The sequence below is a fragment of the Phaeobacter inhibens DSM 16374 genome (genome assembly GCF_000473105.1).
In the GTDB taxonomy this organism is placed as follows: Bacteria; Pseudomonadota; Alphaproteobacteria; order Rhodobacterales; family Rhodobacteraceae; genus Phaeobacter; species Phaeobacter inhibens.
The window spans coordinates 335954-358508 of record NZ_KI421498.1 but is presented as its reverse complement, the minus strand read 5'-3'; the positions used below and the strand labels follow the sequence as shown (position 1 = coordinate 358508).

The window sequence follows — 22555 nt, the reverse complement described above, 5'->3', positions numbered from 1 at the left end:
GCAATCGCTCTGGTCACCGCCAGCGGACGCATTATGGTCAGGGGCCTGAGATATACGACACGGACGCCGCGCCCCTTGGGCCAACCGTCCTGATATGAGGAAGACACCGATGCCGCTGAAATATCTGCACACGATGGTCCGCGTCAAAGACCTGGAAAAATCCATGGCGTTCTATGCGCTTTTGGGCCTGAAAGAGACCAAACGCTATGACAGCGAAAAGGGCCGTTTCTCGCTGATCTTCATGGCTGCCGAAGGCCAGGAAGACACCCCGATTGAGCTGACCTACAACTGGGATGGTGATGACGCGCTGCCCAGCGACAGCCGCCATTTTGGCCATCTGGCCTATGGTGTTGATGACATCTACGCCACCTGCCAGCATCTGATGGACAATGGCGTCACCATCAATCGCCCACCGCGCGACGGTCACATGGCCTTTGTCCGCTCTCCCGACAATATCTCGATTGAGCTGCTGCAAAACGGCGACGCGCTGGACCCGGCAGAACCCTGGGCCAGCATGGAAAACACCGGCAGCTGGTAAACCTGACCGCTGAAAACCAACACCACAGGGCGGATCGCTCTTTCCGCCTGCCCTGTGGTATCTATCGCCACGCTGCCCGCTCTGACGGGCCACAGGCGCGCAGCTGAACAGGTCGAAAACCCGCGCCGATGCTGGTGATCCGAACCTGCCCGGCATCGCGATCTCACACTGCCAAAACCGCGCCGCTTTGGCCGGACATCAATCGACATCTCAGGCAGCTCGGCAAGCGCACATCACGCCACGCCAAAACGCACCAGCCGGTTGCCCCGGTGGTGTTTCAGCTACGCTGTGATCACTCGAAACAAATGCCAAGCCGGATGGGCCTTCTGGTCCCCGTATCCGATCACACATCCGGCATTCTGCACGGTGGGCATCGGGATGGCTTGGTCAGATCAGCTGCCACGCAGCAAATCAGAAGGGTCGGCATTTCCTCAAAAACGGCGTTCTGCCGATACTGAGAAACCTGTCTATGACCATTTCCGCACGCCCGTTTCAGGCGCTGCAATGTCAGGCTTAGTAAATATAGCGAATCTGGTCAGACCAGTAACGCTCGACCCGCTTCAGCGCAGTCGTGATATCCGCGATGCCGTCACCGCTGATCACACCTTTGCCTTCCAGACCTTCGGCATGGCGCGAGAACAGGGCCGCAACGATATCGCGAATCTCACGACCGCGCTCTGTCAGGCGCACCCGGACCGAACGGCGATCAATCTCGCAACGCTGGTGGTGCATATAGCCCATCTCGACCAGTTTCTTCAGGTTATAGCTGACGTTGCTGCCCTGATAATAGCCGCGTGATTTCAGTTCGCCTGCCGTGACTTCGTTATTGCCGATATTGAACAGCAGCAGCGCCTGGACCGCATTGATCTCCAGCACGCCCACTCGCTCAAACTCGTCCTTGATCACGTCCAGCAGCAGACGGTGAAGACGCTCAACCATTGCGAGCGCCTCAAGATAGCCAGTCATGAACCCCTTGGTGTCCTGCTGGCCGATTGGCATTTCCATACTCATCCGCATCTCCGACTCGATGGTGTCTGCGAGCCACAATGCGGAAAATTCCCGAAAAATCCGTTAAGCTGAAATTTTATTCTTTTTGATGGGTTTGCGATATGTCGCCAACCAGCGCAGCGAACTGCGCCGGGGCGGCCACCTGGCCGGTCACCCACTGGTAAAGATCCTGATCGTTTTCCTGCAACAGCCGATCATAGAGATCCAGCTCAGCCGGGCCCATCACAGCCAGATTCCGGTCGGCATAGGCCGACAGGAGAATATCCATCTCCTTGATCCCCCGGCGCATGGAACGCATCTGCAGCCGTTTCAGACGATGGGCGGGCAGCTCACTCATTGGGCGCTGCCTTCCATCACCAGACGCAGACGTTTCTCCAGCCGCGCTGCCCGGTCAGCATTGCCGCGCAGCTCTTCGCGCAGCTGGCGCAGCTCAGTCATGACCGCTGCCAGATCCTGCGGCACCTGCTCACCGGCCGGGGCTTCCATGCCTTCGCCCTCACCGGTCAACAGCCAGCGCATTGATACATTCAGCAGCCCAGCCATCATCGACAGCTTGTTGGCACGCGGCTCCGACAGGTCCTGCTCCCAGCCTGCCAGCGTCGTCTTTTTGATGCCCAGCCGGCGCGCCAGCTGTGCCTGTGTCATGCCCGCAGCATCCCGCGCCGCCGCGACGCGGTCACCAAAGGTTGCGGCCTCCGGACCATACCAATTCATGTCGTCGTTGCTCATTTGCCCGCTCCTGTTGGCCTATCGGTTTGCCTGCCCTTTGATCGCGCTTGATCGACAGTTAGCGGCACCCTATGACAGTTCTACATGACATTCAAACAGAGGTCTTTCCATGCAATTCCTGTCTGATAGCCTCGCCCGCGTCAAACCGTCCCCCTCCATCGCGATCACCACGCTGGCCGGGGAATTGCGCGCTGCGGGCCGCGATGTGATCGGGTTGAGCGCCGGGGAGCCGGATTTCGACACCCCCGACAATATCAAGGAAGCGGCGATCCGCGCCATTCAGGCAGGCAAGACCAAATACACCGCCCCCGACGGCATCGCCGAGCTGAAACAGGCCGTGTGCGATAAATTCGCCCGCGACAACGGATTGGAATATACGCCCGCGCAGGTTTCGGTCGGCACCGGCGGCAAACAGATCCTTTACAATGCGCTGATGGCAACGCTGAACCCCGGTGACGAGGTGGTGATCCCCGCCCCCTACTGGGTGTCCTACCCTGATATGGTACGGCTCGCGGGCGGCACCCCGATCTGTGTGGAATCCTCGCTGGAGACCGGGTTCAAGATCACCCCGGACCAGCTAGAGGCGGCCATTACGCCCAAAACCAAATGGTTCGTCTTCAATTCCCCCTCCAACCCCACCGGGGCCGGATATCACCCGAATGAGCTGAAGGCGCTGACCGATGTGCTGCTGCGCCATCCTCATGTTTGGGTGATGACAGATGATATGTATGAGCATCTGGTGTTTGACGATTTCACCTTCTGCACCCCGGCGCAGATCGAACCCAAGCTTTATGACCGCACGCTCACCTGCAATGGGGTTTCCAAAGCCTATGCGATGACTGGCTGGCGGATCGGCTATGCGGCGGGACCGAAGCCGCTGATCGATGCCATGCGCAAAATCCAGTCACAGTCTACCTCCAACCCCTGCACCATCAGCCAATGGGCCGCGGTTGAGGCACTCAACGGCACTCAGGATTATATTCTGCCCAATACCGCCGTGTTCCGTCGCCGCCGCGATCTGGTGATCTCGATGCTCAGCCAGATCGAAGGCGTCGCCTGCCCGGTGCCGGATGGGGCCTTCTATGTCTACCCGTCGATTGCCGGGCTGATCGGGCGGACATCGGCTGGGGGCGTTGCGATCACCGATGACGAGGCCTTTGCCAAGGCGCTGCTGGAAGAGGCCGATGTCGCTGTGGTGCATGGGGCGGCCTACGGATTGTCGCCAAACTTCCGCATCAGCTACGCCGCTGCCGATGAAACCCTGACCCAGGCCTGCCGCCGCATTCAGGTCTTCTGCGCCGCGTTGCGCTGACCGGAGGCTCCTGCATGTCCACTGCCCTGCCGGACTATTACTTTCGCGTGCGCGACAACGGCGCCTTTGTGTTCCGCATCGACAGTGAAAACCGGCAGCGGCGGCTGGAGATGGACCAGATCGCAGTGGTGAAGCTGCGCAATGGTGAGATCCGACCGCATGGCGACCGCAGCCTCAGCCCCGAGGATCTGAGCGCCATCCGCGACTGGATGGCGCAACGCAGCCGCACTCTGGCGGCGCGGGATATGGATGACATCCACCGCGCCATCGACCACCTGAACCTCACGGCCCATTGGGCCCAGAGCAAGGCCAGTGACGAACAGCTGGACGAAATCACCGATCAGATGCTGCTGGCGATGCATGACCTGCGCTCGGTTCTGGTCCGCAAGAAGGCCGACCGGCTGCTGAAAGCCGCCAAGGACAGCGACGCCTCCTGATCTGATCCAGCTGATCCAAGATCATGCGCTGCATCCTGCGTCTTTGACAAAGCGATCCCGACCGCAGCCCTCCGGCAAAGCCTTGATTTGCAACCATAGGTCGATTAACACAATTATCACACACTCAACTTAAGAAACAAAGGCGGCAATGCGGATTGTGACGTGATCACCTCGCCCCTGTTTGGTTTCGCGCCAGTCCACGTCTGCCGCTACCGTTACCAGTGACCTCAGTCAAAACAGGATTCATGATGCCATCATATCGTTTGATCGTTCCCGCCGTTGCCGCCCTGACCTTTTCCCATGGTGCAGCAATCGCCGCCGACACATCGGAAACAGCAAAAGATGGCGAGATGGACAGGCAACGCGCCGCACTGGCCATGTCCACCTTTGGCGCAGGTTTTGGCCCGCAATCGCCCCGCGATATCGACGACGCCGGGGGACATAACCTGCGCTTCTTCACAGAGGCACCACCGGCATCGCAAATGAACCTCTGCAATATTCACTTTCATGAGAATGCCGAACATCGCGGCGGTGAATTCACCACCTATGCAGGCAATGGCGATGGCAAGGGTTACGGCAGCGGCTATCAATTCGACGGCACGCTGTCAGCGGCAGAACTGGCCCCGCTGGACAGCCCCATCGGGACGGAGGGCGGCCACGGCGATCTGCAGCCGGGCGACACGATTGAGGTGCATTACGTCCACACCACCGCGCAGGTGACCCCCGGCCCCACGCTTGGCGCCTGCCTGAGTGACGCGATCAAGAACCCGCAGCTGCGGGTTGAGGCGCAGGTCTATGTCCTGGTCAATGATCCCGGCGCTGCCGATTTCGAGGAACTGACCCGCCTGACGGTCCGTAACAATCTCTATCAGGCGCAGAACATCCCCAGCAACACCGGCACCCCGGTGCGCTATGCCGGCTCCACCACCGGGCCGGGTTACAACACCAAAGGGTCGCCGTTTCAGGTCACCTGGAGCGTCCGGCCCAAGGTGATCCGGGTCAATATCCACAGCGTCGGCACCTGGCTGGAGCACAACCATTTCGACGAGACCCACGCCCACGGCGTCCGCAATCTGGTGACCAACCCGGATCTGCTGTCACCGATCAGCAACTGATCCCATCTTCCGCTGCCGCCCAAAGCGGGAGCGGAAAACTGCCCGGCAAAGGGAACGCAGAAGAAACAGCCGGCAACAGAATATGACGCCGGGAAATGACTGCATCGCTCAGAGCACAGTGTTCGCTCTGAGCCCGTTGCGGTCACTGGCTATTAGGTGCGCTCTCGCGCCTGCAGTACGTCGCAATCGGTTCCTACCTGCCATTCTGTTTTGGTAACGCAACGGCAGGAAGGAACCGATATTTTGGTTTCAATGACTACACGTAGTCAGGTGCATCCAACGTTTTACCGCTCATAGCGCCTTCGATAGCAGCGACATAGGCTTTGGCAGTATCCGCAGCTGACAGGCCAGAGCTTGAGTCCATACCCATCATTTCCATGGTCTCTTTGACAAAGACCGGGCTGACAGTGTTGACGCGCAAGCCGCGGTCCAATTCCAGTGCGGCAGCCTTGGCAAAGGATTCCAGCGCGCCGTTGGCGATGCTGATCACCACAGAACCCGGCATCGGATCGCGGGACAGAATACCAGCAGTGAGCGTGAAGGAACCGCCTTCAGTGATGTGGTTCCGGCCGACACGGACAAGGTTGACCTGGCCCATCAGCTTGTTGCCAAGCGCAAGGTCGTAAGCCGCATCGTCCAGCTCGTTGAAGGGCGCAAATCCGGCAAGCCCGGCGGTGCTGATCACGGCGTCAACGGTGCCGATGGCCTGGAACATCGCTTCGATGGAGGCTTTGGAACCGAGATCGACCTTCACATCACCGTCGCTGTATCCGGCGCTGATGATTTCGTGGTTGGCCGAGAGGGCATTTGCGACTGCGCCGCCGATGAGACCGGTTGCGCCTACGATAAGGATTTTCATGGATTTTCTCCGATATTGAAAGGCTTCGCGTTGCCGCGTTCTAATCGCAACGCGAAGCCGTGAGCGGGGTTATGGTTTGACGCTGTAGTCCAGTTCGAGAGGGGCTGGACCTTCAGCCGGACCAACGAGCTGTTCGATCTGCAGGCGGAAACGCTCGACCTGATCGCGTTTCGGCATGAACCGGTGGAAGTCTGCAGGAGAGGTGTTGTAGTGCAGGTGCGATTTGTAGCCATCGGGCGATTCAACATCCATGCGCACCGGGAATTGCAGCCACTTGCCTTGGAATTCCTCAGACAGCATCCAGTTCAGATAGAGTTTGGCCGCCGCCTTGTGTTTTGCATCGGTCGGGATAGCTGCGGTCTGAAACCAAGTCAGGAAGTAGTCTTCTTCGGGCAATACGAGCCGTGTATCGCTGCCTTCAAATGGCACAAATGCCCAGGAGGTCGTGAAGCTCGCGCCGTACCAGCCATTGTCAATCGCGACATAGGGCATCGACGTGCCGCGCACCCAGGTCGGTTCAGTGGCAACAAGCTGTTCTAGATACTCCCAGCCGTATTGCTCTTTCAGGTTCCAGAACTGGTACAGAACGGCGTCATCGGTGTGCGGGTAGGTCAGAATGACTTTGCACTTCAGCGCCGGGTCCAGATAATCCAAGGCATCGCGCGGAGCGTCATCTTCATTGATCAGGCCCGAATTGAACACATTGGTGAAGGCCACGCCGAACAGGCCAACCCAGTTTCCGTGCGGGTCTTTGTAGTCCGGGTAAACCTTCTCCCAGTTCCTGGGTTTGTATCTTTCCAGCAACCCGCGCTCGGCATAATATTCGTAGTCATGCAGCGTTTGCAGCTGGATAACGTCCGGCACGTCAGACTTGTCTGCATCCTTGCGGGCGTTGTCGTAACGCGATGCATGATAAAAGCTCAGGTCAACACTGTGTGTGACATTGATTTCTGGAAAGCGCTCTTTGAACATATCCAGGTAGTAGTCGGCCTGATCGTCCTTATCACCGCCCGCGCGGATGACCAGCTCACCGCCTTCCGCAACGGCTTCGGCATAAAGCTCTTCGAGCGATTTGGTTTCGATTTCGGTTGCGAGTGCCGAACTGGCAAAGAGAATTCCTGCAACAGCACCAATAAATGCGTGTTTCATTGGATTACCCTTTCTGTATCGGTTGGGGGACTACGCCGCGATTTTCTGAGCGGTCACAGCTTCGTAGGAGCGGCTGAGGATCGTTTTAATGGTGTCTAGCTCAGCCTCATCACGGGGTGAAAACACCATCACCAGCCCGACTGGACGGCGACCTGCCAGGACCAGTGTGTGGTGCTCACCCCAGCCTTTTTCGACAACTTCCAAGGCATCATTGTGGGGCAGTTGCACATGCATGCTGCCATTGTCCGGATGCGGGTGGATGTGAGCGAACTCGCGGCCGATCATGAAGGCGTCATGATTGCAGGCGGCTCCGTCGTGCATGACCATGGCGCGGGCTCCGGGAACGGAAACAAGGCTATCGCGGTTTTCGACACACGGCAGGGAAAAGGCCCACTCGCGCATCTGGTCAACGATGTGGTCAGGCCCGTGCTGAGTGATTTGGGAATGCGGCAGCCCGTGGGTCGTATCGGGTTTCGGACCAACGCGCTTCGGGAGGTTCAGTGTTTTGCTCATGGCGTTTCTCCAATTCGGTGTGGTCAGAAGATAGATTGCGCTGGTGTGCACAGGAATTGGCAATCTAAGCAAATCAGCCTTGCACATACGCACAGACAGAAATCTCGGCGCGCCCACACGGGCCGGGTTTTTCAATGCTGACCAGAGCTGCGCCAGAAAACGGGCCGCCCTCTGCCTATGCGAAAAACTTGCTGAGCGAAGTTCGAGCGTTAATACCTGCAAGGGAATTAGGCATCATCGTGAAGGTATCTTGCATGAACGCACAAAACTTTGAATGGAGTGATATCCCCTTTGTGCTGGCCGTCTGCGAAACCGGAAGCCTGTCCGGCGCGGCCCGCAGGTTAGGAGTGAACCACTCCACCGTTTTCCGGCGCATCGAAAACGTGGAAAGCAAGCTGGGCGTCACCCTGTTCGAGCGCCAATCGCACGGCTATGTCATGACTGCGGCGGGTGAGTATTTTCTTCAGCATGGGCTGAAGCTTCGGGAACGCATGACCCTTATTCAGCGCGAGCTGAGCGGTCAGGATTTGCGCCTGGAGGGCATTCTTACCGTTACGACGACAGACTCTTTGCTGCACACGTTTTCGCCAGTGTTCCGGTGTTTTCAGCAAAGATACCCTGATGTTGAACTGCGCCTGCTCTCCGGAACCCGGCCACTAGACCTGATGCAGCGTGACGCGGATATTGCGTTGCGGCCAACAATGAACCCTCCCGAACATTGGATAGGGCGCAACCTGCTGCCGGTTTCCTATGCGGTCTATGCCCATACGGATTACGTGGAGGCTATGCGGGACCTGCCGCCGGAGCAGCACCGCTGGCTGCAGCTGGACGATAGCTTGCGGCAATCACCAATGAACCGGATTACAGCGGCCCACAAGGCGGAGCATGCGCCAGTAACACTGACCAGTGCGGGTATGGGAATGTTCGATCTTGCCCGGGCAGGGCTCGGTATAGCTGTATTGCCCTGCTACCTTGGCCAAAGCTGCCCGGAACTGCAGCGGCTGCACGCGCCCGACCAAAAAAACAACACAAGTCTCTGGATGCTGGCACATCCCGATATTCGACGAAGCGCCAGGGTTCATGCATTCTTCGAATTCGCGACCGCAAAAATTCGTGATGAGTTCAAGGGTTTCTTCTAAGTGCACGATCTGCAGAGCCGGCAATCGTCTGCTTTACAACACCAGGCGAATTGGGCTCGATCATGCCGTAAACTAAGACGAGCTTTGGCAGCGTAGCACCAATAGCGGACAATGGGCGCAGCCTTGTTCGCGACTCCGGCGACCGGCGGCCTCGTCCCACCCTTTCCATCTGCCGAGTGTCTTCGCAAAGGTCCGCTTTTGTCAGAAGAGATTTTGGGCACCATGTCCGCTTCGGGCTGCCTGGCATCGCGTGGGAGAAGCGTCCTGGTGAAGTTTCGCTGCAAGCCTGCCGCCGCATCGCCGCAAGTCGGCAGTGAGCCCAACACCTACCGCGTTGCTGCATCGTGGCTAACGGCTGCTTTTTCAAAAACCTTAATCAGGTCACTTGACTCTGAAACAGTATATCGCGATATACCGATATATGGATATTGATAAAACACTATCGGCCCTCAACAACCCGGTTCGCCGCCAGATATTGGCATGGCTCAAGGATCGCTCTAATTTTCCACCAGCTCTGCCGGAACACGCTGATCTTAGCGGGGTCTGCGTTGGCTACATTCAGGAGAGGGCAAACCTCTCACAATCGACAATCTCGACCTACATGCGCCTGCTCAAAGACGCTGGGCTTGTTACGTCAGAACGGCATGGGCAATGGACGTTTTACAGACGGGACGAAGACGCAATCGCAGCAGCACTGAAAATACTGGCGGAGGAACTGTAGCAATGAACATCGGCCAACACCTGACACTGCCAAACGGTGTCACACTCAAAAATCGCATCGTGAAATCCGCAATGTCGGAAGCGCTTGCGGACGAATACAACAATCCCACGCAGGCCCAGATTGACCTCTTTGCGCAATGGAGCAAAGGGGGTGCCGCGCTTTTGATCACAGGGAACACACCCGTTGATCGGATGCATCTCGAACATGCTGGCAACTTTGTATTGGACCCCAGTTCGGACATGAAGCGCGTTTCAGCACTTGCCGCAGCAGGCAAGAGTGGTGGTGCGAAAATCCTTGCTCAACTTGCCCACGCAGGACGACAAACGCCTGAGGCAATCAATGCCCATCCGACATCGATATCAGACGTCCAGCTAGATTTACCCGGCTATGGCAAGCCGACACCAGCAAGCGAGGCCGAATTTGAAGAGATCATCGCAAAATTCGTGCGGTCTGCAAGGCTTGCACAGGAGGCTGGGTTTGATGGCGTCGAGGTTCATGCCGCACATGGTTACCTGCTTAGTTCTGCCCTGTCGCCTCGGATAAACACCCGTACCGACCGCTGGGGTGGTGCTTTGGAAAACAGGGCTCGGCTAGCAATCGAGGTGGTCAGAGCCGTTCGGAAAGCGGTTGATCCGGGCTTCATCGTTGCCGTCAAACTGAACTCGTCCGATTTCCAGAAAGGCGGGTTCGACCACGCGGATTCAGTTCAAGTGGCCGTCATGTTGGAAGCAGAGGGCGTGGATTTTATCGAAATCTCGGGCGGCAATTTCGAAGAGCCGACAGCGTATCAACATGCGTCGAAAAGCGGATCAACTCAGATACGCGAGGCCTACTTTCTGGATTATGCCGCTGCGATCAAAGCTGCATTGAACATTCCCCTGATGGTCACCGGCGGGTTTCGTTCCTCCAACGTCATGAACGATGCGATTGAAGGCGGAAAGACAGACCTGATCGGGATGGGGCGTCCCTTTATTGCTGATCCGGCTTTTGCCAGAAAATTGCTCGAAGGTGAGATCGCGAAAGCCCCCGCAGTTGAGCAGAATTTTCCACCTGCTGAGACATTGCCGCGCGGCGCGGTTCTCAATTGGTTCTGCGCCCAGATTGCACTTGCAGGACGGACAGGGGCACCGGACTTAGAAATGTCAGTTGTCGACGGGCATGAAAGCTACTTGAACCAAATCAAGTTGGCCACCGACCAGCTGCTCACAGCTAGACGCGAATGACAACGGAGTGACGGTTGTTTCTCGATTTCTGGCAAAGCGGCCGTTGAATCATTTGCGGTGAAAGGTAGCAAAGTCCGCATCTTAGCAGTTCGTGCGCCGCGCAGCGAACGGCGTTGTTTCCCGAACCGGCCACTCGCGACCGGCGCAGAGAACGGCTGCGCTGAGCCCATAATGACCGATGCTGCGCAGCGTATGAATGACCAAAAACCGCCTTGAGTTGCCGTTATTGCGCCACCTGCTGTTCGTCAGATTGTTCGAATACTGTTTTGCCACGACGGATTGTGTTGATCACCTTAAGACCAAGGATGTTTTGGCCTTGATCCAGTGGGTTCCGATTCAGGATCGCGAAGTCGGCGATTTTGCCGGATTCGATTGAGCCACGGCTGTCTTCTAGAAAAACCTGCCATGCGGCTTCGATCGTCAGGGCACGCAGGGCGGCAAGGACGGTGATTTTCTGGCCTCCGTTAAGTTCGCGCCCCGAAAACGTCACCCTGTTCACAGCGCAATGTGCCAAATGGATCGGGCGTGTCGGTGTGACCGAGGCGTCGTTGTGCAAGGTAAAGCGTACTCCGTGTTGCTGCGCGGATCTGGCTGGCGAGATACGTGCGGCGCGGTCAGGGCCAAGGAAGGTGTCATAGTGGCGGTCGCCCCAGAAATGGATATGCGCCGAGAAAAAACTGACCGTGACCCCAAGGCGCGCCATGCGTTCGAACTGGTCGTCGTGTAGCACTTGGCCGTGGATGATTGTGTGACGGTGATCCTCGCGCGGCGTGGCCTTTTGCGCCGCGTCCACTGCGTCCAGAAACAGATCGGCACCCGCATCGCCGTTGCAGTGACAATGGATCTGGAAACCCATATCGTGCAATTTTCTGACCTGTTTGTTCAGCTCATCCGACGCCATATAAGGCACGCCACGCGGGGCCTGTGGGTTAATGGGTTTGGCATAATCGCCACGCAAATAAGCCGTCTGCAACTGGAACGCCCCGTCTGAGAACAGTTTGCGCGGGCCAAGTGTGAAATGCGGATTGTCGAAATCACGCATCGCATTTGAGCCTTGGCTCAGCTCTGGTTCCAAATCTGCGACGGGCAGGATCGTCAGATCGAAACCGGGGTCCTGATCGGCGGGCAAGCTGTTGAATTGCGACAGTGTTTCCGCGCTCGCCCATGCGTTTTGCCCATAGGTCACACCGTGGGCGAGGTAGTCGTCGCGCGCCGCAGCGAACCCTTGCCAGAACCTGTCATGATCAATCAGAAAATTGGTATCCCCCATCTCCCCCATGGCCGAGATGCCGTCGATCAACCCAGTCAGTTCACCCGTCGCGGGATTGCGGCCAAAGCGCCCGCCGAGCGGGTCAGGGGTGTCCGGTGTGAAACCTTGCAGAGCAAGTGCTGCGGAATTGGCCACCCCGTTGTGACCCGAGGCATGCAGCACCCAGATCGGATGATCGGTGGACACCCCGTCCAGTTCGGCGCGGGTCGGCATGCGCCGTTCAGAAATGGCGGTGTTGTCAAAGAGCACGCCCATGACCCAATCACCCGCTGGCGTGGTTTTGGCCTTCTCGCCAAGCCGCTTCAGCGCGGCGGCCATATCGGCGCAATTCCCGCGAGGTGGCGCAGACAGATCAACGCGAAACAGTTTGATGAATCCGGGATCAGGGAAATGGCCATGTGGGTCGATGAAGGCGGGGAGCATGGCCTTGCCCGCCAGATCAACCTGCGTGGTGCCCGCGGGCATCCGCGCGCGAAGGTCGGACAATGCGCCAACCTCGGCGATGTTTTCGCCGATGGTCAACACGGCTTCTACCACAGTGTCCTGCGCGTCCATCGTCAGGATTGGGCCGTTGAAATAAAGGACCGCTGCGCTCATGGTTTGGCTCTCATAGATGTCGTGGCGTTAAGCAGCACACGCCGTGGCCATCGGTGACCTCCCAGTGTGGCACTTGGGTGCAAATGTCGCTCGCCATTGGGCAACGGTCCCTGAATTCACATCCCGTAGGACGTTTCACCAGGCTAGGCGGTTCACCTTTCAGGGCAATACGATCAAGGCGCGCATCTGGGTCTGGTTCTGGGTTCGCGCTCAGCAGGCAGTTGGTGTAGGGGTGGCGCGGTTCATGGAAAATCGCCTCAGTGGTGCCTTCTTCAACCAAGCGTCCAAGGTACAAAATGCCCATACGGTCCGCGACATGGCGCACAACGTTCAAGTTGTGCGTGATGATCACCATCGACAGGCCAAGGCGCTCGCGCAGATCGTTAAGCAGGTTCAACAGCTCGCCCTGCACCGACACATCCAGACCCGCCGTGGGTTCATCCGCAAGGATGAGTTTGGGTTCTAATGCTAATGCACGCGCCACGCCTACGCGGCGCGCCTGCCCTCCTGATAGCTGATAGGGATAGCGCTCCGCGAAATGCGCGGGCAGGTTCACCAGTTCCAACAGCCGCTTGGCCTCGGCATCAAGGTCGCGGTCCTTCATGCCTTGGATTTTGTACGGCTCGGTGATCAGATTGCGGATCGTTAGGCGTGGTGACAGCGATCCCGTTGGGTCTTGAAACATCATCGCGATGTCTTTGCGCAGCGGACGCATGGCGCGCTCTCCGACACCGCGAATTTCCTGACCATCAAATTTTACCGATCCCGCCTGCGCAGGGGCCAGCCCCGCGATGGCACGAATAACCGTTGTTTTGCCGGACCCGCTTTCGCCGACCATGGCGTAGGTTTCGCCTTGTTCAACGGTAAAGCTGACCCCTGCCAAAACGTTCACAGTGCCATAACTGGTTTGCAGGTCTTTGACCTCTAGGATCGGGCTCATGCCACTTCCTCCGCGTGGTTCAGCCAACAGGCTGCGTTGTGCCCTTCGCTAAGGCGCGCCAGTGGGGGCACCTGCGCACAGCGATCCATCGCTTGATCACAGCGATCCCGAAAGATGCACCCGTCTGGCAGGTTCGCCAGATCTGGCACTTCGCCAGGGATCGTTGGCAGAATGCGCGCCCGTTCTTTGATATGGCCCGGGTCACACTCAATCAGACGGCGGGTGTAGGGATGCTTGGGATTGTGAAAAATCTCGCGCACGGTGCCACTTTCAACAACAGCGCCCGCGTACATAACGACCACACGGTCACAAAGTTCCGCGATGACCCCAAGGTGATGCGAGATGAACAGGACCGCGCACCCGAGGTCGCGTTGAAGGTCTTTCAACCGCTCGATGATCTGCACCTCAAGCGTGGCATCCAGCGCGGTTGTCGGTTCATCCGCAATCAGCAAATCGGGTTCGGACATCAATGCCATCGCAATCGCGATCCGTTGGCGCATGCCTCCGGAAAATTCGTGTGGGTATTGGCCCAGCCTCATTTCTGGATCAGGGATACCTACAGCGCCCAGCATCTTAGCAGCCGTAGCCAGCTTTTCCGCCTTCGTCGCGTTGGAACGGTGTTGGATGTCCGTCATTTGCTTACCGATGGCGATGACCGGATTGTGGGTCTGCATCGGGTCTTGGAACACAATCGAGATGTCCCCGCCGCGCAAACCACGCATCTCGCTCTCGCTACGGGTCAGCAGATCCTCGCCCTTGAAGCGCACCTCGCCACTGCGAAACCGTGTGTTTGGCGCAATCAGACGTAGGATCGCAGAGATGAGTGTAGATTTGCCACATCCGCTTTCGCCAACGATGCCGACGATTTCACCCTTGTTCACATCAAAGCTGATATTGCGCAGCGCCTTCAGATCGCCGCGGGCGGTTTCATAGTCGACGCTGAGATTATCTATTTCCAGCAAGGTCTCGCTCATCGGTTCTTCCTCAATTTTGGATCCACAACATCGCGAAGGCTTTCACCAAGGAAGGTAAAACCAAGGGTCGCCAAAATGATTGGCAAACCACCCGCGACAACCAGCCATGGGGTCTGGCGGATCAGGGCGTAACCGTCTTTCAACAACACCCCCCAACTCGGGGTGGGTGGTTTGACCCCAAGGCCTAGAAAGCTCAGCCCCGCCTCAAGTGCGATCACTGTGGGGATGTCCATCGCCGCCAGTACGGCCAGAACGCCAATGATATTGGGCAGCATATGCACGCCTAAGATGCGGGCAACGCTGGCCCCCATAGCGCGTTCGGCCAGAATGAACTCACTGTTGCGTAGCGTCAGTGTTTGGGTGCGTGCCACCCGCCCATAGGTCGGGATCGATGTCGCCATGACCACGAAAACCACGGTTTGCAGGCTGGGACCCACCAACGCGACAACGGCCAAAGCAAACATCACAGTTGGGAAAGACCGGATCGTGTCGAACAGCAGCATCAGAAGGTTATCGAGCCATTTGGGTCCGTAACCCGCGATCATGCCAAGGGTCAGGCCAATGGCCATGGCCCCAAAAATGGCAGGCAGCGCGACCTTTAGGGCGACTTGTCCGCCCATGATCACACGTGAAAACGTATCGCGCCCTAACTGATCCGTGCCCAGAAGATGGTTCCAGGATGGCCCCTGCATCCTGTCAGGAACATTCATCGCAATCGGATCATAGGGCACAATCCAGGCCGCAAAGATCGCTGAAAAAACGATTGCCCCGACAATGATCAAGCCAAGCAGGCCCAGTGGATCGCGGACCACGCCTTCAAGGATGATCGACATTTCCGAGCGGCTTTCTGCGGGTGCATTTGTGGTGATGTTTGCCATGTTCAGCCCTCCCTTAGGTGCTTGACCGCGCGCGCGGGTCAAGGATTGCGTTGATCAAATCCGCAATCGCGGTTGAGATGACGAAAAGTGCGGTTGAGACCAGCACTGCCCCCATGACGATGGGGTAATTTCGGGTGGTGATGCTGTCGATCACCAGCTTGCCAAGGCCGGGGCGGGCAAAGACGATCTCGGTAAAGACGGCAGAGCTGAGCAAGAAACCCATGCCCACACCAATGACAGTGACAACCGGCAAGATTGCGATGCGCAGGGCATAGATGCCAATGATGCGGCGTTCACTTAGCCCGAATGCACGCGCCGTGCGAATATGGCTTTCACCCATCACCTCAAGCATGGATGCGCGAACCAAACGGGCGATATAACCGACCCAGCTAAGGCCGATGGCAAACGACGGCAGCACCAGGTGCCATGCCGTGTCCCAGAATCCGTCCCCGACGCCAATCGCGGGGAACCATTGCAGATGAACGGCAAACAACAGCAGCGACAGCAACGCCACGACAAAGGCAGGTGCGGCTATAAAGCTGACCGAAAGTGTCGCGGCGACACGGTCAATCCACGTGTTTGGATGTGCGGCGGCATAACACCCCAGACCAATTCCGAGCACCGCAGACCAAAGAATAGCCGAGAAGATAAGTCTTAACGTGTGGGGCAGCTGCTCAAACACGATGGTTGTGACCTCGCGGCCCGAAAAGACATCAACACCCAAATCCCCGCGCAACAGCCCGCCGAAATAGAGCATGAGTTGCTCTGGAATCGAACGATCCAAACCCATTTCCGCGATGAGACGCGCTTTGAGCTCAGGCGTCGCGCGCGGCCCCAGCATGATCGAAACAGGATCACCGGGCACCGCGCGGATCATCAAGAACATGACCGTGACGGCCACGACCAGAATAAGCGCCGCAAGGGCAAATCGTTTAAGGGTGAATTGTAACATTGCGACGCTCCTTTTCTTTATGCTTTGCCGAAATAACGCAGCAGTGGCAGGCCATCAGGCCGCAGAGCTGGCGTGATGCGCGAGGAATGTACAACCGGCGTGGCCTCATGGGTGATGAAACGGTAGGCACCGCTTTCTTCCATCAGGTCTTGCGCACGGCGATACATCTCGTCGCGCTTGGCTACATCGGTTTCCGCTGATGCGGCGGCGTGCAACTGGTCGAACTCGTCGTTGCGGAAGCGCTCCCAGTTCCAGATGCCCGCTTGTTCAGTGGTGAACCAAGCCGTCGCATACGACGGATCAGGCGCCATTGAGAAGCGGTTGAGCACAAGTTGCAGGTCTTCGTTGTCTCCGCTGGACCAAAATGCGCCAGATTCCAACAGGTTGATTTCCAGCGTGATGCCGATCTGCGCCAGAGTCGCCTGAATAACCTGCGCTGTCGTGGTGAACTCGGTCTTGTTGAGTACATCCAGTGTCAGCGACACGTTCGTTTCACCAGATTCAGCCAAAAGCTCGGCCGCTTTGGCAAAGTCAGCTGCCGCTGGCACAAGGCTGGCTGGACGGTTGCCAGCAAGGCCCGGTGCAATGATCCCGGTCGACGGTTCGACCGCACCAAAATAGGCCGCCTGCAGGATTGAAGGCACATCGATGGCGTGCTGAATGGCTTGACGCAGTTTCTGGTTTTGAAGTTTCGGATGATCAAGGTTCATCCCCAACCAGACGTAGAACAGCGACGGGTTTTCCACCAAAGTACCGCCATTAGGGACGTCAGCGCGGTAACGTTCAACCGATCCCAAAGATACCCGTGTCAAATCAATTTCACCTGAATCAAATGCAATTTCGGCGGTGCTTTCGTCATCAATTGGCAGAATCTCGATGGAATCCCATGCAGGGGCTTCGCCCTTCCAGTCGGGGTTCCGCGTCAATACCGTCTTTTCCTTCGCCGCCCAACTGGTGCGCAAATAGGGGCCGGATTCAGCGACCGGATCAATCCCGATACGCCCTCCTGCCGCCTCTGTTGCAGCCTTAGAAACGATATTGCCCGTGATGTAAGGCAGTGCGATTGTCCAAAGCGGCGCAAAGGGGTCGTTCAATACGATTGTGCCTTCACGCTCGCCCGTGACCTCAACATGGCTTAGTGGGCCCATGTCGGGCTTGTTGGGGGAGCCTGTGGCATCTGCGATGATGCGCTCGAACGAGAACTTCACATCTTCTGCCGTCATCGCACCATGGCCGCTGGTAAACCCGATGTCGTCACGCAATGCAAAGTTGATATGGGTCGCGTCACCCTGTTCGATCATTGCAGCGGCATCCATCTGCCAGCCCCATTCGGTGCCCGGCGTGTATTGGATTAGCTTGTTGTAGACGGATGCGTGAATGGTTTCATCGACAACGCCAACGCTGTGAGCAGGGTCCATCGTACTAAGATCGCCATAGTTACGGATGCGTAGGACACCGTCGTCTTGGGCCATGGCGCGCATTGGCAGCATCGACGCCGCACCGAGCGCTGTTGCGCCCTTCAAAAAACTGCGTCGCCCGACGGGTGCTTTTTTCCATTCTAGTCTCATATCTGTTCTCCCAGTTGATGAGTCATAAGAGTCCGCGCGGAATGGTCTGCGACCATTCTTTTGTCAGGATTTCGGTCTTTTCGGTGCCTTCAACAGCACGCAGATTGCGATGTAGATAGAAATTTGTCGCATCGCAGGTCATAGAATTTTCGGTTTCAATTTCGACGCGCCAGTCACCACGTTGAAAAGTAAACGCCCAAGCCGAGTCAAACTGCGCGGCGGTTGGATCGTCAGGAAGGATGGCATAACGGGTTGTCACGTGGCTTCCGACTTCCAGCCCATGGTGCGGGTCGCGTGTGGCCCCGTAATCGTCAAAGGTTTCCTGCACGATCATGCCGTCCGCTAAGGTTTCGGTGCGGGCTGTGGCCGCAGGTTCGCGCAGATTGTCAGCTCCGAGAGTTGGAAATTCCTGCGGTGCTGCGGGTGCCGAAGTCGCAATTTCTGTGGAGACGGTGCGCACCGGCAGGTCCAGTGAACACTCGGCCAGATCAAGCGTCAGGGCTGTCGCAGTCGGGGACGGCCAGACAATCGGCCAATAGCTGTTGGACAATGCCAATCGCAACGTATGGCCAGACTGAAGCCTATGGGCACATTCATTCAGTGCGATACTGGCGTAGTAGCGTTGCCCCGGAACTAGCGCTTCGGGTGTATCATGGCTGGTGTGGTGGGTCAGGTTCAAGGGGCGATAACTGATGCGTTGCGACACGCCATCGGGGGACACATCGCAGAGCCGCGCCATGATCTGCGCCACCGGCGTGTCCGATGTGAACACGAAGTTGAAGACAGCGCGCCCGAGCAATTCCAGCGGCGTATCTAGCGGCAGATCAAAACAGACCGACAGCGCATCATCGCTGCTTTGATTGCCGGGAAGTTCGTTGTCGATCCGCATGCCCGCGCAGAACACTCCGCTGGCCTGACCGACATGCGCGGGGGTGGACACGATGCACTCGCCGGATTGCGGCTGCTGTTCCAGACGGGAATTGCCCAGATAAAAACTGTGTTGTGTTACATTGGGGGAAGGCCATTCTGCTTCGGCGATCCAGCGCCCCTCGCGGGGTTTATTCTGGGCTGTAGGATTGAAATGCTCCTGCATGAAAACACGGTAGTCTGGGAGGTCTTCAGCACCGTTCTGTTCGCCCTTCAGCCAACGATCAAACCAGCCCAACACTTCGGAATGAAAATCTGCCGCGCCGAGTTTGGAGATATGCGCATAGCGATGTTCCCACGGTCCCATAAGCGCCTTGGCCGGACCGCTCAAGTTCGCAGCAAGCTGGGAGGGGGCGTTAACATAGGCGTCGGCCCAGCCGGTCACAGCCAGCACGGGCACCTTGATCTTCGCGTAACCCTCGCAGACTGATCCTAGTTTCCAGAATGCGTCCCGCGTCGGATGGCCCAACCAATCCGCTGCCATAAAAGGTAGCGTTTCCATACGCTTGATCCACTCTGCGCGCCAGTCAGATCGCAAGGCAGGATCAGGCGGGCGCGACAGACAGGCAAACATCTGCGCTGCCCAATTCGCATTGTCGCTGAGCAGACAGCCGCCCATGTAATGGATGTCGTCAGCGTAACGGTCCGTGGTCGAGGCAACACTGACCACAGCTTTCAATGCCTCTGGCTGGCGATAGGCCAATTGCAATCCATTGAAACCACCCCAAGAGATTCCAATCATCCCGATATTGCCATCACACCAGTCGCGCGACGCGATCCATTCCAGAACGGCCTCACCGTCACTGAGCTCCTGCTCGGAATATTCGTCGTCAAAATCCCCGTCAGACTCGCCGGTGCCTGCGATATCGACGCGGATACCGGCATAGCCCGACTTGGCGAAAACGCCGTAGGTGGTTTCATCGCGCGCCGCCGTGCCATCGCGCTTGCGGTAAGGCAAGTATTCGAGGATTGCAGGAACCCGGCCGATACCACGGGGTATCCAGATGCGGGCCGCCAATCGGCGACCGTCCGGCAGCATGATCCATTCGTTTTCGATGATCTCTATGTGGCGCATCTGTCCCCCTCTTCCTCGTAAGATGAGAGCGGATTCGATTGCATCGCACAATTGCACAAGTATACACATTTATTAGCGACTATTAGCACTTACGCTATAACTTGCTTATGGAATGACGATATGAACCAAAACTTCGCAAAAAACCTAAGGCATGTCTGCGCCGAACGCGTGTCGATTGCCCAAATTTGCCGCGAAATCGGGATTAACCAACAGCAGTTCAACCGTTACCTCAGTGGCGCGGGTCTGCCCTCAGCCCACAATCTGCGGCGAATCTGCCTGTATTTCGATTTGCAGGAAAGTGACCTTTTGTCAGATAGCGAGGCCTTTGCCCAAAGGCGGGGCCAATTGAACCGCAACCGACCCACCGCCCGCGAAGACCCCTTTGCAAATGCCTTTCCAGGTGATCTCGCCCGCCTACGCCAATATGTCGGTGCCTACAACATCCACTTTATGTCCCCGTCCTGGCCGGACTGCGTGATGATTGGCGCATCGTTTCTGGACGACCTTGGCGGGCAAATCAGCGTGCGCACCATTGAACGTGGCGTTGGACCGGAACAGGTCAACCTTCAGCGGGCCAGATATGATGGCAAAGCGGGGTTTCACGGCAGCCGCATCTTTGTTGTCGAGTTCGAGAGCGAGCAAGAGGGCTCCATCTCGGAGACAGTTCTCTATCCGGCACACCGCCAGCAACGCACCTATCTGCGCGGCATGACACTTGGGCTGGCCTGGCGACCCAGGCGGATGCCCTATTCAGGGCGCGTCATATGGAAACGCGCGGACGTGTCCGCTTCCGTGCGCGATGTGTTCAATCTGTGCGGCGTCTATCCGATCGAACATAAGGTGATCGACCCGATCATCCGTAATTTCTTGTTGGAAAAGTCAGGGCTGCAAGGGGAGAACTGAAATCAACATTGCCGTCTACCGACGCGTTCTTGTCAAAGGCACCTCCAAACAGACATATGGAGTAACGTTTCTTCCACAAAATCAAATGGCGCAAACCACCGAAACCAGTCGTTGATGCCAAAGTTGCGAAAGTCTGCTTGGTCCGCACACCCGACATTCAGCACATACGGCGCCCGAAGGTCTCTCGCGAAACTCGGCTTGAAATAGCCGCGCCATCACAAAGGGGACTTGCACCTCCACAGCCCACCAGCCCGCCCCTCTGACCGCTACCGCGCGGCGGCGGTCTTCGATGTGCCGACCAGCTTGATTGAGCGGCGCCAGAACCGGATCATCAGGAACACCCCCGCCGCCGTCAGACCCAGCACCAGCCCCAGCCAGACCCCAAGCCCTCCCATCTCGAAGGTAAAGCCGAGGAGATAAGAGGCCGGGATCCCAACCGCCCAATAGCTGAGCGCCGCAATCACCATCGGCACGCCGGTGTCCTGCACCCCGCGCAGCAGCCCCAGCGCGATCACCTGCATCCCGTCCATCAGCTGAAACAACGCCGCTGCCGCCAGCAGCACGCTGCCGATCAGCACGATTTCGGCCCGGTCCGGGTCATCCGGCGACAGGAACAGCGAAATCAGCGCCTCAGGCACCGCCAGAAACAGGATCATCCCCAGCACCGACAGCCCCAGCGACATCGCCATCACCACCCGCGCACCGCGCGCCATGTGGTCCCGGTCACCGCGGCCAAAGGCATTGCCCGCCCGGATTGTCGCCGCATTGGACAGCCCGAGATGCATCATGAACGCCAGCCCGCCCAGCGACAGCGCAATGCCATGCGCGCCCAGCGCCACGGTGCCAAGCCAGCCCATCATCATCGCAGAGGCGGCAAACAGGCTGGTTTCGCTCAGGTTGGTCAGGCCAATCGGCAGCCCCAGACGCAGCACCCGGCTCAGCATCTCCCAGTCGGGACGCTGGAAATTCTTCAACAGCTCATGCTCGGGCAGCGCCTTCAGCGCGTAGAACAGCACAAAGATGCAGGCAAAAACATTGGTCGCCAGAGAGGCCAGCGCCGCCCCGGTCACCCCCAGTTCCGGCGCCCCCCAATTGCCAAAGATCAGCGCGTAATTGATCAGCGCGTTCAGCATCGCCGCCAGAACGGATACCCAAAGCACGATCTGCGTCCGCTCCAGCGCCGCAAGATAGCTCTTCAGCACCATATAGAGCAGTGCCGGAAACAGCGCCCAGCCCGCAATCCGCAGATACTCCGCCGCGCCATGGGCCACCTCCGCCTCCTGCCCCAGCAGCAGCAGGATCGGCTCCGACCACCACAACAGCGGCATCACCAACAGGCCATAGGCCAGCGACAGCCACAGCGCCATGCGGGTGCTTCGGCGGATCTGGCGTTCCTCACCGGCGCCTGCGGCAGCGGCCACCATCGGCATCACCGCAAAGGCAAAGCCGGAGCCCAGCAGAAAGATCGTGAAGAAATAGGTCGACCCAAGCGTCACCGCCGCCAGCGCCTCCACCCCGTACCACCCGAGCATCACCGTATCGGTCAGGCCGATGGCAAACTGCGCCACATGGCCGCCGATCAACGGCAGCCCCAACACCGCGATCGCGCGGCTGTGGCCAAGGAGCGTATTCGGGGCGGGCGGGGGTATTCTCTGTGTCATACCCCAGCCTTAGGCATCGACCGGCATAACGGCAAGCCTGATCTTACCGCTGGTTGTTGTCGCCCCC

General features: G+C 58.0%; 22 protein-coding genes. 8 read left to right on the top strand and 14 right to left on the bottom strand.

Annotation, left to right across the window (positions count from 1 at the left end; translation table 11 throughout):
- Positions 1–109 precede the first annotated feature (109 nt).
- Positions 110–538, top strand: coding sequence for a VOC family protein (locus INHI_RS0105280; protein ID WP_014875114.1), 429 nt, complete (start codon positions 110–112; stop codon positions 536–538).
- 513 nt (positions 539–1051) lie between these two features.
- Here the strand turns inward: INHI_RS0105280 and INHI_RS0105275 are convergent.
- The 3 genes from INHI_RS0105275 to INHI_RS0105265 form a co-directional block, all read right to left on the bottom strand.
- Complete coding sequence (locus INHI_RS0105275) at positions 1052–1549, bottom strand: MarR family winged helix-turn-helix transcriptional regulator (protein ID WP_014875115.1); 498 nt, start codon at positions 1547–1549, stop codon at positions 1052–1054.
- Between the two features lie 73 nt (positions 1550–1622).
- Positions 1623–1883, bottom strand: coding sequence for a succinate dehydrogenase assembly factor 2 (locus INHI_RS0105270; protein ID WP_014875116.1), 261 nt, complete (start codon positions 1881–1883; stop codon positions 1623–1625).
- Positions 1880–2275: a helix-turn-helix domain-containing protein gene (locus INHI_RS0105265; protein WP_014875117.1), complete on the bottom strand. Its 396-nt coding sequence runs from the start codon at positions 2273–2275 to the stop codon at positions 1880–1882. Before INHI_RS0105265 ends, INHI_RS0105270 begins: the two co-directional genes overlap by 4 nt.
- A 109-nt stretch (positions 2276–2384) precedes the next feature.
- On the opposite strand from INHI_RS0105265, the gene INHI_RS0105260 reads away from it, so the two are divergent.
- The 3 genes from INHI_RS0105260 to INHI_RS0105250 all read left to right on the top strand — a co-directional run bounded on the left by INHI_RS0105260 (position 2385) and on the right by INHI_RS0105250 (position 5139).
- Entirely contained in the window at positions 2385–3587 is a 1203-nt protein-coding gene (locus tag INHI_RS0105260; RefSeq protein ID WP_027246976.1) for a pyridoxal phosphate-dependent aminotransferase, read from the top strand.
- Positions 3588–3601: 14 nt separating this feature from the next.
- The gene (locus INHI_RS0105255) at positions 3602–4024 is read left to right on the top strand and encodes a hypothetical protein (protein ID WP_014875119.1); all 423 of its coding nucleotides are present in this window, start codon (positions 3602–3604) and stop codon (positions 4022–4024) included.
- Positions 4025–4272: 248 nt separating this feature from the next.
- Positions 4273–5139: a delta-class carbonic anhydrase gene (locus INHI_RS0105250; RefSeq protein ID WP_027246975.1), complete on the top strand. Its 867-nt coding sequence runs from the start codon at positions 4273–4275 to the stop codon at positions 5137–5139.
- A gap of 256 nt (positions 5140–5395) precedes the next feature.
- On the opposite strand, the gene INHI_RS0105245 is transcribed toward INHI_RS0105250, so the two are convergent.
- From INHI_RS0105245 to INHI_RS0105235, 3 genes are all read right to left on the bottom strand, one after another.
- On the bottom strand, positions 5396–5998 hold the full coding sequence (locus INHI_RS0105245; RefSeq protein WP_027246974.1) for a short chain dehydrogenase: 603 nt from the start codon (positions 5996–5998) through the stop codon (positions 5396–5398).
- 69 nt (positions 5999–6067) lie between these two features.
- The gene (locus tag INHI_RS0105240) at positions 6068–7147 is read right to left on the bottom strand and encodes an ABC transporter substrate-binding protein (RefSeq protein ID WP_027246973.1); all 1080 of its coding nucleotides are present in this window, start codon (positions 7145–7147) and stop codon (positions 6068–6070) included.
- Between the two features lie 30 nt (positions 7148–7177).
- Complete coding sequence (locus INHI_RS0105235) at positions 7178–7660, bottom strand: luciferase domain-containing protein (RefSeq protein WP_027246972.1); 483 nt, start codon at positions 7658–7660, stop codon at positions 7178–7180.
- A 134-nt stretch (positions 7661–7794) separates the two neighbouring features.
- Here INHI_RS0105235 and INHI_RS0105230 point away from each other — a divergent pair, with 134 nt between their 5' ends.
- From INHI_RS0105230 to INHI_RS0105220, 3 genes are all read left to right on the top strand, one after another.
- Entirely contained in the window at positions 7795–8799 is a 1005-nt protein-coding gene (locus INHI_RS0105230; protein WP_027246971.1) for a LysR family transcriptional regulator, read from the top strand.
- 421 nt (positions 8800–9220) lie between these two features.
- Positions 9221–9520: an ArsR/SmtB family transcription factor gene (locus INHI_RS0105225; protein ID WP_027246970.1), complete on the top strand. Its 300-nt coding sequence runs from the start codon at positions 9221–9223 to the stop codon at positions 9518–9520.
- A 2-nt stretch (positions 9521–9522) separates the two neighbouring features.
- Positions 9523–10743, top strand: coding sequence for an NADH:flavin oxidoreductase/NADH oxidase family protein (locus INHI_RS0105220; RefSeq protein WP_027246969.1), 1221 nt, complete (start codon positions 9523–9525; stop codon positions 10741–10743).
- Positions 10744–10966: 223 nt separating this feature from the next.
- On the opposite strand, the gene INHI_RS0105215 is transcribed toward INHI_RS0105220, so the two are convergent.
- The 7 genes from INHI_RS0105215 to INHI_RS0105185 form a co-directional block, all read right to left on the bottom strand.
- A complete protein-coding gene (locus tag INHI_RS0105215) occupies positions 10967–12610 on the bottom strand; it encodes an amidohydrolase (protein WP_027246968.1) in 1644 nt (547 codons plus the stop codon).
- Between the two features lie 10 nt (positions 12611–12620).
- Positions 12621–13550 carry an oligopeptide/dipeptide ABC transporter ATP-binding protein gene (locus INHI_RS0105210; RefSeq protein ID WP_027246967.1) on the bottom strand — a complete coding sequence of 310 codons (930 nt, stop codon included), beginning with the start codon at positions 13548–13550 and terminating at the stop codon, positions 12621–12623.
- Positions 13547–14524 (bottom strand): ABC transporter ATP-binding protein, encoded by a 978-nt coding sequence (locus tag INHI_RS0105205; RefSeq protein ID WP_027246966.1) that lies wholly within the window; start codon positions 14522–14524, stop codon positions 13547–13549. The genes INHI_RS0105210 and INHI_RS0105205 overlap by 4 nt, the downstream gene beginning before the upstream one ends.
- The gene (locus tag INHI_RS0105200) at positions 14521–15402 is read right to left on the bottom strand and encodes an ABC transporter permease (protein ID WP_036766921.1); all 882 of its coding nucleotides are present in this window, start codon (positions 15400–15402) and stop codon (positions 14521–14523) included. The genes INHI_RS0105205 and INHI_RS0105200 overlap by 4 nt, the downstream gene beginning before the upstream one ends.
- Before the next feature lie 13 nt (positions 15403–15415).
- On the bottom strand, positions 15416–16354 hold the full coding sequence (locus tag INHI_RS0105195; RefSeq protein WP_027246964.1) for an ABC transporter permease: 939 nt from the start codon (positions 16352–16354) through the stop codon (positions 15416–15418).
- 17 nt (positions 16355–16371) lie between these two features.
- Complete coding sequence (locus INHI_RS0105190) at positions 16372–17670, bottom strand: ABC transporter substrate-binding protein (RefSeq protein ID WP_254656851.1); 1299 nt, start codon at positions 17668–17670, stop codon at positions 16372–16374.
- 274 nt (positions 17671–17944) lie between these two features.
- The gene (locus tag INHI_RS0105185; protein WP_027246962.1) at positions 17945–19924 is read right to left on the bottom strand and encodes a CocE/NonD family hydrolase; all 1980 of its coding nucleotides are present in this window, start codon (positions 19922–19924) and stop codon (positions 17945–17947) included.
- A 51-nt stretch (positions 19925–19975) separates the two neighbouring features.
- On the opposite strand from INHI_RS0105185, the gene INHI_RS0105180 reads away from it, so the two are divergent.
- Positions 19976–20827, top strand: coding sequence for a helix-turn-helix domain-containing protein (locus INHI_RS0105180; RefSeq protein ID WP_254656850.1), 852 nt, complete (start codon positions 19976–19978; stop codon positions 20825–20827).
- A gap of 266 nt (positions 20828–21093) precedes the next feature.
- On the opposite strand, the gene INHI_RS0105175 is transcribed toward INHI_RS0105180, so the two are convergent.
- Positions 21094–22488 carry an MATE family efflux transporter gene (locus INHI_RS0105175; protein WP_014875134.1) on the bottom strand — a complete coding sequence of 465 codons (1395 nt, stop codon included), beginning with the start codon at positions 22486–22488 and terminating at the stop codon, positions 21094–21096.
- Positions 22489–22555: the final 67 nt, after the last annotated feature.